The organism is Pseudalkalibacillus hwajinpoensis, assembly GCF_015234585.1.
GTDB lineage: Bacteria > Bacillota > Bacilli > Bacillales > Guptibacillaceae > Guptibacillus > Guptibacillus hwajinpoensis_B.
Genome location: NZ_JADFCM010000008.1, coordinates 1,263,245 through 1,275,150, shown reverse-complemented (window position 1 = coordinate 1,275,150; position 11,906 = coordinate 1,263,245). Strand labels below are relative to the sequence as shown.

The 11,906-nt window shown below is 41.0% G+C and carries 16 protein-coding genes and 1 tRNA gene; 6 read left to right on the top strand and 11 right to left on the bottom strand.

What is annotated here, in order from left to right; all coding sequences use genetic code 11:
- The first annotated feature begins 139 nt into the window (after window positions 1-139).
- Complete coding sequence (gene sspO, locus IQ283_RS18270) at window positions 140-289, top strand: small acid-soluble spore protein O (protein WP_194221514.1); 150 nt, start codon at window positions 140-142, stop codon at window positions 287-289.
- Window positions 290-328: 39 nt separating this feature from the next.
- On the opposite strand, the gene IQ283_RS18265 is transcribed toward sspO, so the two are convergent.
- Complete coding sequence (locus tag IQ283_RS18265) at window positions 329-586, bottom strand: hypothetical protein (protein ID WP_194221513.1); 258 nt, start codon at window positions 584-586, stop codon at window positions 329-331.
- A gap of 115 nt (window positions 587-701) precedes the next feature.
- On the opposite strand from IQ283_RS18265, the gene IQ283_RS18260 reads away from it, so the two are divergent.
- Window positions 702-839, top strand: coding sequence for a small acid-soluble spore protein P (locus tag IQ283_RS18260; RefSeq protein WP_098443510.1), 138 nt, complete (start codon window positions 702-704; stop codon window positions 837-839).
- A gap of 36 nt (window positions 840-875) precedes the next feature.
- Here IQ283_RS18260 and selA read toward each other — a convergent pair whose 3' ends face one another.
- A complete protein-coding gene (gene selA / locus IQ283_RS18255; protein ID WP_194221512.1) occupies window positions 876-2,276 on the bottom strand; it encodes an L-seryl-tRNA(Sec) selenium transferase in 1,401 nt (466 codons plus the stop codon).
- A gap of 39 nt (window positions 2,277-2,315) precedes the next feature.
- On the bottom strand, window positions 2,316-2,558 hold the full coding sequence (locus IQ283_RS18250) for an Rdx family protein (protein WP_408962609.1): 243 nt from the start codon (window positions 2,556-2,558) through the stop codon (window positions 2,316-2,318).
- Between the two features lie 96 nt (window positions 2,559-2,654).
- Here IQ283_RS18250 and selD point away from each other — a divergent pair, with 96 nt between their 5' ends.
- A complete protein-coding gene (gene selD / locus IQ283_RS18245; protein ID WP_194221511.1) occupies window positions 2,655-3,704 on the top strand; it encodes a selenide, water dikinase SelD in 1,050 nt (349 codons plus the stop codon).
- Window positions 3,705-3,738: 34 nt separating this feature from the next.
- Here the strand turns inward: selD and phnC are convergent, their stop codons facing one another.
- From phnC to selB, 4 genes are read right to left on the bottom strand one after another with little or no spacing between them, the layout of a single operon-like run.
- On the bottom strand, window positions 3,739-4,494 hold the full coding sequence (gene phnC / locus IQ283_RS18240; protein ID WP_194221510.1) for a phosphonate ABC transporter ATP-binding protein: 756 nt from the start codon (window positions 4,492-4,494) through the stop codon (window positions 3,739-3,741).
- Window positions 4,484-5,179 (bottom strand): phosphonate ABC transporter, permease protein PhnE, encoded by a 696-nt coding sequence (phnE, locus tag IQ283_RS18235; RefSeq protein ID WP_322098510.1) that lies wholly within the window; start codon window positions 5,177-5,179, stop codon window positions 4,484-4,486. Before phnE ends, phnC begins: the two co-directional genes overlap by 11 nt.
- 58 nt (window positions 5,180-5,237) lie before the next feature.
- A complete protein-coding gene (phnD, locus tag IQ283_RS18230; RefSeq protein ID WP_194221508.1) occupies window positions 5,238-6,143 on the bottom strand; it encodes a phosphate/phosphite/phosphonate ABC transporter substrate-binding protein in 906 nt (301 codons plus the stop codon).
- Between the two features lie 23 nt (window positions 6,144-6,166).
- Window positions 6,167-8,047, bottom strand: coding sequence for a selenocysteine-specific translation elongation factor (selB, locus tag IQ283_RS18225; RefSeq protein ID WP_194222293.1), 1,881 nt, complete (start codon window positions 8,045-8,047; stop codon window positions 6,167-6,169).
- 505 nt (window positions 8,048-8,552) lie between these two features.
- Here selB and IQ283_RS18220 point away from each other — a divergent pair.
- A tRNA-Sec gene (locus tag IQ283_RS18220) sits at window positions 8,553-8,649 on the top strand.
- A gap of 4 nt (window positions 8,650-8,653) precedes the next feature.
- Here IQ283_RS18220 and IQ283_RS18215 read toward each other — a convergent pair.
- A complete protein-coding gene (locus tag IQ283_RS18215; RefSeq protein WP_242057380.1) occupies window positions 8,654-8,998 on the bottom strand; it encodes a DUF4183 domain-containing protein in 345 nt (114 codons plus the stop codon).
- Between the two features lie 117 nt (window positions 8,999-9,115).
- On the opposite strand from IQ283_RS18215, the gene IQ283_RS18210 reads away from it, so the two are divergent.
- A complete protein-coding gene (locus tag IQ283_RS18210; protein WP_194221507.1) occupies window positions 9,116-9,496 on the top strand; it encodes a DUF4183 domain-containing protein in 381 nt (126 codons plus the stop codon).
- 89 nt (window positions 9,497-9,585) lie between these two features.
- Window positions 9,586-10,011: a DUF2621 domain-containing protein gene (locus IQ283_RS18205; RefSeq protein ID WP_194221506.1), complete on the top strand. Its 426-nt coding sequence runs from the start codon at window positions 9,586-9,588 to the stop codon at window positions 10,009-10,011.
- Window positions 10,012-10,045: 34 nt separating this feature from the next.
- On the opposite strand, the gene IQ283_RS18200 is transcribed toward IQ283_RS18205, so the two are convergent.
- The 3 genes from IQ283_RS18200 to IQ283_RS18190 all read right to left on the bottom strand — a co-directional run bounded on the left by IQ283_RS18200 (window position 10,046) and on the right by IQ283_RS18190 (window position 11,831).
- Window positions 10,046-10,534 carry a CcdC family protein gene (locus IQ283_RS18200; protein WP_194221505.1) on the bottom strand — a complete coding sequence of 163 codons (489 nt, stop codon included), beginning with the start codon at window positions 10,532-10,534 and terminating at the stop codon, window positions 10,046-10,048.
- 110 nt (window positions 10,535-10,644) lie between these two features.
- On the bottom strand, window positions 10,645-11,100 hold the full coding sequence (locus IQ283_RS18195) for a Na(+)/H(+) antiporter subunit B (RefSeq protein ID WP_194221504.1): 456 nt from the start codon (window positions 11,098-11,100) through the stop codon (window positions 10,645-10,647).
- 20 nt (window positions 11,101-11,120) lie between these two features.
- The gene (locus tag IQ283_RS18190; RefSeq protein ID WP_194221503.1) at window positions 11,121-11,831 is read right to left on the bottom strand and encodes a cytochrome c biogenesis protein CcdA; all 711 of its coding nucleotides are present in this window, start codon (window positions 11,829-11,831) and stop codon (window positions 11,121-11,123) included.
- Window positions 11,832-11,906: the final 75 nt, after the last annotated feature.

The window sequence follows — 11,906 nt, the reverse complement described above, 5'->3', positions numbered from 1 at the left end:
TTTCAACTTCCCTTTATCCAGTTTAGTAAATTTCTAAACATAAGTAAATAACAAGATTGTTATTGCTATTGATAAGTCTAGCTTATCACCACATATTTTCTCCCTTATAGGAAAAATTAGATGAAGGGAGGTGATGAATATGGGTAAGCGAAAAGCAAACGGTGTGCGTCCAGGAATGAATGATGCCGATGCTCAAGGAAACGGCGCAGGCTATGACAATGAATATGCAAACGAGCATATGACACAAGAGCAGCGTCAATATAATAAAAAGACAAAGAAACGCCAATAGGCTTGAAACCCGTCATCAGGTGATGACGGGTTTTCATTCTTATTCTTGATTCATTTCTGCTTCAATCGATTGCAAATCCTGCTGAAATTGAAGTAATTGCGCACGCTGATGTTCTGTTGCGCTCATTAATGCACTCTCAATCTGCTCTTTCGCTTCACCCACTTCTTGTTGTAAATGCTTCAGGTCTTTACCATATCCACTACTACTCACCACAATTTCTTTCTTGGCATCAACAGCTTGTTCGTAACCTTGCTGCGCTGCTTGGAAACTCTGTTGTTTGTCTTTATTGTAAGGCATTTAACCAACCTCCTTTTCTTAAGCTTTCATCATAGTGTAACCAGGACAAAGCGTCCTATTCGACAGGAATAAGCACTATCATTTTGACCATACTAAAGCGTAAGGAGGGATTCATATGACTGAGAGCAATACGTTCAAAGACATTCGAAAAAACGCTCCTAAAGGGCATACTGGCCAACCAGAGCCAATGAAAGGCTCCCATAAAGTAAAAAACAGAAACCACACTAGACAAAAGAATGGTGAAGGGTTTTAAATTTCAATTAGAAAAGACGGCCGAAGTGGCCGTCTTTTATTTTGGTATTTGAATCAAGGATTGCAAAATGTCGTCTTCTTCCTCGATTGTTACCGTCCTAAGGTCAATCAGTATTTTTCCATCTTGAATTCTTGTAATGATTGGTGTGTTACTAAGACGAAGAAATTCTTCTAGTTCATTTACGCTGTATTGATCGGTTTGGAGGGCGATGACATAAGTAGGTAGCTCGACTGAAGGCATTGTACCTCCCCCAACTTGTGAAGTTCCCTCCACTACCTCAATACTATACTGAGACGCTTTTCTTTCAAGTCTTTGCTGAAAGAGTTCTGAGCGCTCTCGAATCTCTTCCGCACTTTTTGTAATGTCTCTTATAGCTGGTATGTTAGCAGCCTCTTCATACATGTGTTGCTGTAACGTTGCCTCAAGCGCAGCAAGCGTGAACTTATCGACGCGCAATACTCGAGCGAGCTGATGCTTCTTCAACCGATTGATCAGATCTTTTCTCCCAGCAATCATTCCTGCCTGTGGTCCACCCAGAAGTTTATCCCCGCTAAAGGAAACGAGGTCAGCACCCGAAGCAAGCGTTTCTTGCACCGTAGGCTCTTCGCCAATCCCATAGTCTCGATAATCAAAAAGCGCCCCACTCCCTAAATCCTCATAAAAAACCACCTGGTTTTTCGCCGCTATGGAGGCTAGCTCTTCTCGTTCTACTTCAGCTGTAAACCCGACGATTGAAAAATTGCTGCGATGTACTTTCATCAGCATAGCCGTTTCTTCGTTGATCGCTGCTTCATAATCAAACGAATGTGTTTTATTTGTCGTCCCTACTTCTTTAAGCTTAGCACCACTTTCCTCCATAATTGATGAAACGCGAAAAGATCCGCCAATTTCAACAAGCTCCCCTCGAGAAACAACCACTTCCTTTTCTTTCGCAAGAGCACTTAATATAAGAAAGACTGCAGCTGCATTGTTATTCACAACCATAGCAGCCTCTGCACCTGTTGCTTTACAAATAGCATCTTCGACGATTGTGTGGCGGGATCCGCGCTTACCTTTCTGCAGATTATATTCAAGTGTCGAATAACTTTTAGCTACGTGTATCAAATGATCAATAGCCACGTCACTTAAACGCGCTCTGCCAAGATTTGTATGCAGAACGACACCAGTCGCGTTGATCACCGGCTTTAAGTTAAACTCTTTGGAAGATTCAATTTTCGCCCTCACGCTCTGCATGATTTCAAATTGAAAGGCGTCTCTCCCCTCCGAGTCTCCCGTATATGTATCTCTCAACAAAGACTCCCGCAAGTCATTCACTTCTTGTTGAATCAGTTGTTTTAATACATTGTAAGGTAACTCGCTTCCAACACTTTCATTAAGTAATGCTTCTTGAATTTGATGAATGGGCGGAAGTTCTCTCAGTAATTTCAAAGCTCTCATCTCCTATAGCGACACGAAAGGCACCCCGGGGGTGCCCATCTAGAACGTTGTATTTTCTATATCTATAATAAATGCTTCGACATCAGGATAGTGACCAGTTTCTTTCTTCGAATGCATTCGCTTGTCATTCACCGTAACTTCAAACACGCCTCCTGAACCAGGTATTAGCTCAAGTGAACCAATTTCGTGTCTGAAATGATTAAATAATTGTTCCGCGAAACTCGCGGCTTTAGGTGCATAGTTTCACTGCATGCAGAATTCGATTGTGACATTATACTTCATTAAAACTGCCTCCTATTAATTAATTTTAAGTTGTTCATACTATATCATTTCAAATATGCGATGAAAAGATTTATACTCTTGGAAGGAGGTGGTCATATGTCGAGCCAAGAAAAAATCCGTTTAACGTCTCTTTCGACAAAAGGTGGTTGAGGATGCAAAATCGGTCCCGAGGACCTGACGCAAGTTTTGCGTCAATTACCTAACAAGAAAAAAGATCCAAATTTACTTGTCGGTGTGGAAACTTCCGACGATGCAGGCGTATACCGCCTAACTGATGAACTCGCCATGATTCAAACGGTAGACTTCTTTACACCTATCGTTGATGATCCATATATGTTTGGACAAATTGCCGCAGCCAATTCACTCAGTGATGTGTACGCAATGGGCGGAGTACCTAAGACCGTTCTTAACATTGTAGGGTTCCCTATTAAGAATTTAGATCCTTCTATACTTGCAGAAATCTTAAAAGGTGCTGCAGATAAAGTAGATGAATCTGGCGCCGTCACTGCTGGGGGACATTCCATTGATGATCAGGAGCCGAAATTCGGATTATCCGTAACCGGACTTGTCCATCCAGATGAAATTCTAATGAATGTCGGCGCTAAGCCTGGCGACGCTATTGTGCTAACAAAGCCAATTGGTGTGGGAATTCAAACGACTGCAATCAAGCCCGAAAAGCTTACAGCTGAACAGCTTCAGCGCGTATCTGAAACGATGGCTGAGCTAAACAAAACAGCAGCAGAACAGCTATCGGGATTATCTCCAAATGCTGTTACGGATGTGACTGGATTTGGTTTACTTGGACACGCTTTTGAAATGGCAACTGGTAGCAACGTTAGTATTCAGATTGATTACAACAACGTACCTATATTACCTGGTACGGTCGAGTTAGCGGAGCAAGGCTATATTCCGGGTGGATCAAAAGCAAATCACCGCTGGATAGCTGAATCTGTCAAATACGAAAACCTAACAGAGCTTGAGCAATTCATTTTATGTGATGCAGTAACTTCTGGTGGCCTATTAATTAGCCTGCCTGAGCATGAAGCAAATGAATATGTATCACGTATGAATGGTAAAGGGAAATCAGCTCACATTGTCGGTCATGTAAATGAAAAAGATTCATTTGCGATCACCGCAAGCAAATAAAAAAAGGAAGTTGGGGAGTCCCCTACTTCCTTTTTTAAATTTCATACAGCATATATTCTAACTCCTCAGTGAGCGCTTCAGGCTGATCATCAAAAACAACGCGACCTTCTTTTAATGCTACAATTCTAGTTGCGTACCTTTTGGCTAACTTCACATCATGTACATTAATAATCGTTAGCAAGTTGCGTTCTTGATGCAACCTTTGAATAAGCTGAAAAATCCGATTGGCGGTACCAGGATCAAGACTTGCTACAGGCTCATCTCCAAGGAAAACATCAGGAGTTTGTACAAGAGCTCGCGCAATCCCAACTCGCTGCCTCTGCCCCCCACTCAGTAAATCCACGCGCTTATTTAGATGAGGAAGTAATTCGACCTGATCAATAACGTCCACTGCTAACTTCTTTTCTTCCTCATTAAACAAACCTGCCAGGTTACGAAAAGTTGAACGAGAACCAAATAATCCGGTATATACGTTTTGCAGAACCGTTAAACGCGGAATGAGCTGATGATGCTGAAAGATCATTCCCATGGTCTTTCTTTTACTTCTAAGTCCTTCTCGATCCAGTTGACGGAACGTACTACCGTTATATCGAATATCACCCTCAGTTAAAGCCTGTAGGCCATTCAATGTCCTTATGAGTGTCGACTTACCAGCGCCAGTTTTTCCAAGAATACAGACAAACTCACCTTTATGAAAAGTGAGCGTAACGTCGTCTAGTGCAGAGGTATCGGCATTTCGATAACGCACTGAACCATTTTCTACCGTTAATAACGCTTCTTCACATAACATACTGTCTCACCCTGCTTCCGAGAAAATCGACGACGATGACAATCACCATAATCAACATGACATCGACCGCAACTGTTGAGTATTGAAATGTTTTAAAATGAACAAACAGCTGTTGTCCAATTCCCCCGCCACCGACGAGTCCGAGCATGAGCGACGTTCGGATAGCGACTTCGAAACGATAGAAATAATGGGATAAAACGTTTGGCCAGATTTGAGGAAAAACGGAAAAAAGAGCACCTGTCAGCGGACGAGCTCCTACCGCTTTCATCGCTTCCTGAGGGCCTTTATCAGCCGCTTCAATTAACTCTGCAATTAATTTAGAAAGCACGCTTGCATTATGAACAATAATGGCAATTGTTGCAGCAAACGGCCCAGGCCCTACAACTGTAAGGAACATCAAGCCTAGTACAATTTCTGGAATAGATCGCACAAAACTTAACACAATTCGAACTGCTCCGTAGAAGGGCCCAGCCGTGTTTTTTGCTGCCAATAAGCTAACAGGTAGTGCAATAAGCAAACCAGCAAAGCTTCCTAGAAACGCCATACCTAGCGTCACTAGACTTGCTTTTAGCATGGTCGGAAGCACCGAAGTATTTAGCGGAAACCAATTGGAAAGAAAGTCCAACATGTTGCTAAATTGACTGAATTTCCTTACGTCGAATTCCGTAACCCCAATGCTCCACACAATTAATAGGATAACCCCTATGAAGAGGATAAGATGCTTCCATTTAAACCAGGCCATTTTACTCGTCTAATAACCCTTGTTTGTCAGCAGCGCTTCTAATACTCTCATAATCGTCATTGCTAGCCTTCGTAAATCCGGACGCACCAAATGCATTCAAAATCGTTTCATCTTCAATCGATAAAAATGCGTTCTGAAGCTTATCAATCGTCTCATCATCCGTAGCTTTTGAAACAGCCCACGGATATTGGAATAGCTTTTCTGACTCCCAAATGACTTTTAATTGATCTCCATCAATTTTTCCTGACTCAAGAAGCTGATTGTAAATAGCACTATCAATCGCACCAGCGTCAACCTGTTTGTTTTGAACAGACAAAGCCGTTGCATCATGTGAACCGGTGTACGCTACCGAAGCAAAGTCGTTCTTGTCTTGATCCTCAAAAACTCCTCTGTCTTGAAGCTCGATTGATGGAATGAGGGATCCTGAAGTAGAATTCGGATCACCAAACGCAAAGCTTCTTGCTTCACTATCTTCAAGGTAGTCTTCTAACGTATCCCACTCGTTCTCAGCATTTGTGATGATATAAGAATGATAGAACGGCTCACCGTCAATTAGCTGTGTAACAATCGCTTTTGCACCACTCTTCTCATGAGCAATCACGTAAGTAAGCGGGCCAAAATAGGCCATGTCGATTTGATCATAATTCATCGCTTCTACAACACCGTTATAATCAGGAAACGTTGTGATTTCAACTTCTTGATCTAACTTCTCGGAAAGTTCACCTTGAAGTTTCGTCATCGCTTCTTCAATCTCACCTTCTGTTTGAACAGGAATAACCCCAATTGTAAAGGCCTTATCTTCTGACTCACTGTTTTTTTCTTCTGAAGCATTTTCGCTATTATTTGAGCTACATGCGGCAAGTATTCCTAGCATAAGCACCAGTGTAAACATCATAAATTTTTTCATTTTTTCCACTCCTCAGCATCGATCTATTTCTCTAATCTCCAATATCTTTCCTGGTCTTTTCTTATTGTGTAGCTCTCTTCATCAAGCCGCTCAAGAATCGGCACTAGATATTTACGGCTAACATTCAGAATGTCTTTAGCCTGTTGTAGAGTGAAGGATTTATCAGTGCCTTCCTTTAAATCTCGCACAATGCGACTCCAATTTTCTTTGTGAACATATAAGTCATCTGTTAATTTCACCGCGATTTCCTCTTCTAATAAGAAATTCTTCAATTCAGCGTGATGGGAATCTGGGATTTGTTGACCCTCGATCAAGCGATCGATCGGTGAAACATTCACACCCTGTTCAAGTAACTTCTTTAACACCTGGGTCATACGTGTTTTCCAGGCATCAGGCATCATAGGTTCAAAACCAGTCATTGATAGAAATGGCCCTGTTTGTACCATATCTTCTTTCAGCTCTGTTTGAAGGGCGACTTCAATTACTTTTTTAGGATAAGTTTTTTTCAAATTTTGAACGACCTCCGCTTTGCGTGGTCCTTTCCGCATCGGAAAGTGATCATGATAGCCCTGTACAAAGTTGTGAATGGCTTCAACGATCCGTGTTAAAACGTCTTTAGATGTAACGCCATTGTCGACACCTACAATTTCCGGATCATCAATAAGCTGTTGAAAGGATTTTTCATTTAAACCAATTTGTTGCATCACTTGTTCCTTTGATAATAGGTGCTCTTGTTCAAGAATCTGAACAAGCTGTTCGACTGGCGTTCCTTTCACCATCTGCTCAAACTTCGCAATTGTCTCTGAGCCAAATTTGTATTTTTCTCCCGCTACATTTAAGATGCTTCCTCCACCAATCGTCTCAACCGGGGAAGGGCGTCTAAGGATGACGCGGTCTCCTTTCTTTGCTGTCACGGGATCATGTAACCGAAGCTGACAAAATAGATCTTCTCGGTCTCCAGGCTCAAGAATGTTCCGATCAAAATACACAATCGTTCCACGTACTTCAGCGGTTCCGATATGAACCGTTACTTCTGATCGCTGTTTCAAGTCATAGGACATCGTGAGTGCTTTGGTGAATGAAAGGTCGATAGTAGTTGAAACGGCATAGTGATTAGAATTAACAATCACCTGTCCTCTCGTCAATTCTTGCTTATTAGGTCCTGTTAGATTAACTGCTACCCTCTGGCCAGCAAAAGCCCTGTCCACTTTCTGACTGTGTGTCTGGACTTGTCTTACTCTAGCAGTTACACGGTCTGGCAACAGTGTAACGAGTTCTCCTTCTTGAATTTCCCCATCAAAGATCGTGCCTCTCGCAATTGTCCCGTGACCTTGTAGCGTGAAAATCTGATCAATCGGTAACCTTAGCGCTCCTGCTTTATTTCTCGAAGGAACATCCTTTAAACAGGTACGAATACTCTCTTTCAACTCCTCAATACCTCGCCCACTCTTGCCATCGACGAAATGAAGTGGTGATCCTTCAAATCCGGTTCCCTTTATGTATTCAAGGATATCCTCCTTAACAAGATGAAGCATCTCATCGTCTACCATGTCTGCTTTAGTAATCGCAATAATCGATCGTTCAATCCCCAGCAACGATAAAATCTCCAAATGCTCTCTCGTCTGAGGCATAACCCCTTCATCCGCAGCTACAACTGGAACAACAAGATCTATCCCTGCAACTCCCGCGATCATTTGACGAATGAACCGTTCATGCCCCGGAACATCGATAATTGATACGTTCATATCATCAGATAAATGAAATGGAGCAAAACCTGGTTCTATTGAAATGTTTCGTTCTTTTTCCTCTTTTAAACGATCTGTATCGATCCCTGTTAACGCTCCTGTCAACGTTGTTTTTCCATGATCAATGTGTCCAGCTAGACCAATTGTATAATAGTTCACTTTCACACCTGCCAATCAACTGTCATCATTTATTAACCTTAATAAATGTTGTAACAGGATGCAAATTTAAACCATTGCTTTCTTAAAATCACCACTTCATTCTCCATTCACTTATGTATATATATTCACCTATGTATAGCTAAAAAGTTATGCACAGCTATCCACAGACAAAACTGTTACACCGACTTTTCACTACTGTACCATCCAAGCATCTGTTATAGTTCGTTATAGAAAACTGTTTCATTTGAACAATTTGTCGAAATCACGAATAACGGAAAAAGATACGTTTTTTGTCGATTCATCTGATTTCGCACTATTAATCTATACTTTCGAGATTATTTAGACCTATTTCGACAAATACTTTTGATGGAAATCTGCACAAACACCTTTAAGTAAAACTTTACTGAGTGTTTTACTTAAAGTTTTCTTAGAATAATCTTATTGAGCACATGTGTTGAATAAATCATTTTTTTCCGTTACTATATTAGCGTAATACTAATTATATGGGGCTGGTTGTACGTCTGGTGAGTGCCACGGTCTTCAAAACCGCCTGGGAGGCGCGTGCCGTCTTCGGTGGGTTCGATTCCCACACAGTCCCGCCATTTTTTATACTTTGATCATTTGCAAGATAATGGTCGCTCCTTCAATTGGCGCATCTTCTGTCAAAAGTATTAAAATCCCCTCATCTACTTTATAATTCATTTCAGGTTGCAGCACCGCATTGATAAATAAATTCATGAAGGAAACATCTTTATACGATAAAATTCTATGATTTTTATACCCTTTTACGGCGTCTTTGTCTGTAAAGGTTTTTTGATATCCATTTGCAATAGCAAAGTATTCGTAAACTCTCACCTTCGCCGGAAGCTTCAATCTGAATGTTTTCGAATTTATAGTGGGTAGCATAATTTTAGGATTGTTGTAGCGATCGCTTCTCCTCTTATTTATCACTAGAACCACTCCTCTCTTTACACAACGCACATTTTTTTATTAACGAATAAAACCAATTGATTGTCCCCTTACATCATTTTGTTATGAGCATATTATAAAATGACAGGAGGTGAACGAATGGCCTTACAAATCATGAAAATTGTAGCTAACGTGACGACTACTGTTGCGACTACTCCTGATACCCAACGTTTTTTCTATAACACAACTAGCTTAATTACTGGCGCAACCACCCTAACAATTGATGCGGCAGATTTCTTTGATGATACAGGAGCTACGGTAACAACTTTACCTACACTAAATACAGACAATAGCTACTTTAACGTATATGTAAATGGTGTCTTACAAATGCAGGACCTCTCAACTTATACACCAGGAGCTACAGGTGTCGGAGAGTTAGCATTCGACGTTCCTGCCGCTACATCCCTATTATTAAACACCCCTATCGTCGTCGAAGTAGTCAACTTCACACCTTCATCATCCTCTACGATTGAAACGTAACCCCCTACCCTCTTGATTAAAAAGCGCTTTCGGCGTATAATGTGACCGTATTCATACAGTTTATATTATGATGCCATGAGGTGAGCGCGTTGGCAGGATGGTTTCAATGGTTTATCGTTGGATGGACAGTGATCTTAATTTCACTAATTGCAATTGGTGGATTCTTTATGTTTCGGAAGTTTCTAAAGCGCCTTCCAAAAGAAGATGGCAAATCAACTCTTGACTGGCAAGAGCACTACATTGAACAAACGAAGCATATGTGGAGCAATGATCAAAAAAAGTTATTAGACGAACTAGTCGCACCTGTGCCTGAATTGTTTCGAGATATTGCTAAGTATAAGATTGCAGGAACAATTGGCGAGCTTGCGTTAAAAGAAAAAGCGAAAGATATGTCTCAAGACTTAATAATTCGAGGGTATATTATCGCTACTCCGAAACGAGATCACAAATGGCTCGTGAAAAAATTAAATGAAAAGCGAATTGATATGAGCCCCTATCATCATTTGCTTCAATAAAAAAACTCGTTTAGCATCTGCTAAACGAGTTTTTTTAGAGTAATGTTTGATGAAGTCGACCACTGTGTCCTCGGCTTCGTTCCGTTTTCTTAAATTGATAATACATCGAAATTCTCCATGGAACGATCATACCAAACGCTAATACGAAGAAAAGCGAGCTTGTTTGAAGCACAGGGATTGACTCCCCAATAATTAGTTTAAAAACGATTCGCACTAGAAGTAAGCCGATCAAAATAAACGCAAAAGCTTTTGAACGGGTTAAATAAATTTGGTCATCTTTAATCTCAAACTTAGAAGTCCGAATCAATAACAACGAAAAAGCCGCTCCAACTGATAGCGCTTCAATCGCTTCGTACCACGGAACCCTAGCATCCGGAACAACGAACATCAAAAAACCAGTTGCCATAAAAAAGGGCGGAAGTATTATTTTCCTTATCGTTGCAGGTTTTTTTGAAGCTTTCAACCTGATTACTACCATCGCAAGAGCCATCATAGCTCCAACAACTGTACTTAAAATCAGCATATACTCATCCCTCACCTATACCGTACTACCCATCATTTCCATTGTATGTGGAAGAGACAAAAAATACAAGCGCACGAAAAAAAGAACGGTTCACAACCGTTCTTTTCACATTAACCATTTACTTTAGAAAGTTCTTCTTCGCCTTCATCTGCCGCGATGCTTAAAATAATCGTCATCGTAACACCGACAACCGTAAAATAAACACCTAGATCAAATAACATTGCTGTCGCGAGGTGAGAATGACCGAGAATCGGAAGCTCAAAGTACGCGTCTGTCTGACTCAAGAACGGTTGTCCAAAAAGAAAGGAACCGACGCCAGTGAGAACAGCAATCAGAAGACCGATCGGAATAAAGTTCTTAAAATCAATGCGGATGACCTTATTCATGGTTTTAAAGCCATAAGAGATATAAAGAAGCACCAGAGCGCCCGCCGTCATAAGTCCTCCGATGAAACCTCCACCAGGCGCATTATGACCAGCGAAGAATAAGTATATTGAAAATCCTAGAATAATAAAGACGATAATCGTTGTCGTCGTTTTAAGTATAAGGTCATTTGTCCCCTTCACATTTCTACACCCTTTCTTCATTAAAATCCTTGAAATCCACCAAACAGGTTATTTACAAGGAACGATGTAAACATTGTCATAAAGTTAAAGTAAAGCAAGATACCCATTACAATCATTAAGTACCCGCCAGCCTTCATAATGAACCGGCTATTTTTCTTAATCCAGTGCATTCGACCGATAAAAAAGGACAGAATGAAAAATGGAACAGAAAAACCAAGCGTATAAGCTACCATGTACATGAAGCCAGCTCCAGGGTTTGAAACACCCAACGCAATAACCGCAGCTAAAATCGGCCCTGTACAAGGTGTCCAACCTGCCGCAAAACCCATCCCAATTAAAATCGATCCAACAAAGCCAGATGGGCGATTTCGAATTTTTAACCTGCGATCTTTCATTAGAAATTTCGGCGTCCAAAAACCTACTACTACAAGTCCAAATACCACAATCAAAATGGCGCCAACTTGACGAAGAAGCTCTTTGTACTGAATAAATAAATTTCCAACGAGCGATGTTGACATCCCTAATACGAGGAAAATAATTGAAAACCCTATTAAAAAGAAGATCGTATGAAGAATTGCCCTTTTCTGCATCATTCCTCGTTCTTCTTTCAGGTCGTCAACGGATACCCCAGTGATATAAGAAATAAACGCTGGATAAAGCGGTAGCACGCACGGTGAGATGAACGATAAAAAGCCGGCTCCGAATGCTAAAAACAAGTTCAAATCTGCCATTAAATTACTCCCTGTCTAATGCATGATCTTATCATGTGCATGTCGTTACCATTTCAACCTTTATTGTAAACGATT

Coding starts and splice junctions, on each gene's coding strand:
- IQ283_RS18200 (WP_194221505.1), bottom strand. CDS start 10,534: ATGCTGATTTTAAGTACAGTTGTTGGAGCTATGATGGCTCTTGCGATG.
- phnC (WP_194221510.1), bottom strand. CDS start 4,494: ATGTTATGTGAAGAAGCGTTATTAACGGTAGAAAATGGTTCAGTGCGT.
- IQ283_RS18210 (WP_194221507.1), top strand. CDS start 9,116: ATGGCCTTACAAATCATGAAAATTGTAGCTAACGTGACGACTACTGTT.
- sspO (WP_194221514.1), top strand. CDS start 140: ATGGGTAAGCGAAAAGCAAACGGTGTGCGTCCAGGAATGAATGATGCC.
- phnD (WP_194221508.1), bottom strand. CDS start 6,143: ATGAAAAAATTTATGATGTTTACACTGGTGCTTATGCTAGGAATACTT.
- IQ283_RS18260 (WP_098443510.1), top strand. CDS start 702: ATGACTGAGAGCAATACGTTCAAAGACATTCGAAAAAACGCTCCTAAA.
- selA (WP_194221512.1), bottom strand. CDS start 2,276: ATGAGAGCTTTGAAATTACTGAGAGAACTTCCGCCCATTCATCAAATT.
- IQ283_RS18265 (WP_194221513.1), bottom strand. CDS start 586: ATGCCTTACAATAAAGACAAACAACAGAGTTTCCAAGCAGCGCAGCAA.
- IQ283_RS18190 (WP_194221503.1), bottom strand. CDS start 11,831: ATGGCAGATTTGAACTTGTTTTTAGCATTCGGAGCCGGCTTTTTATCG.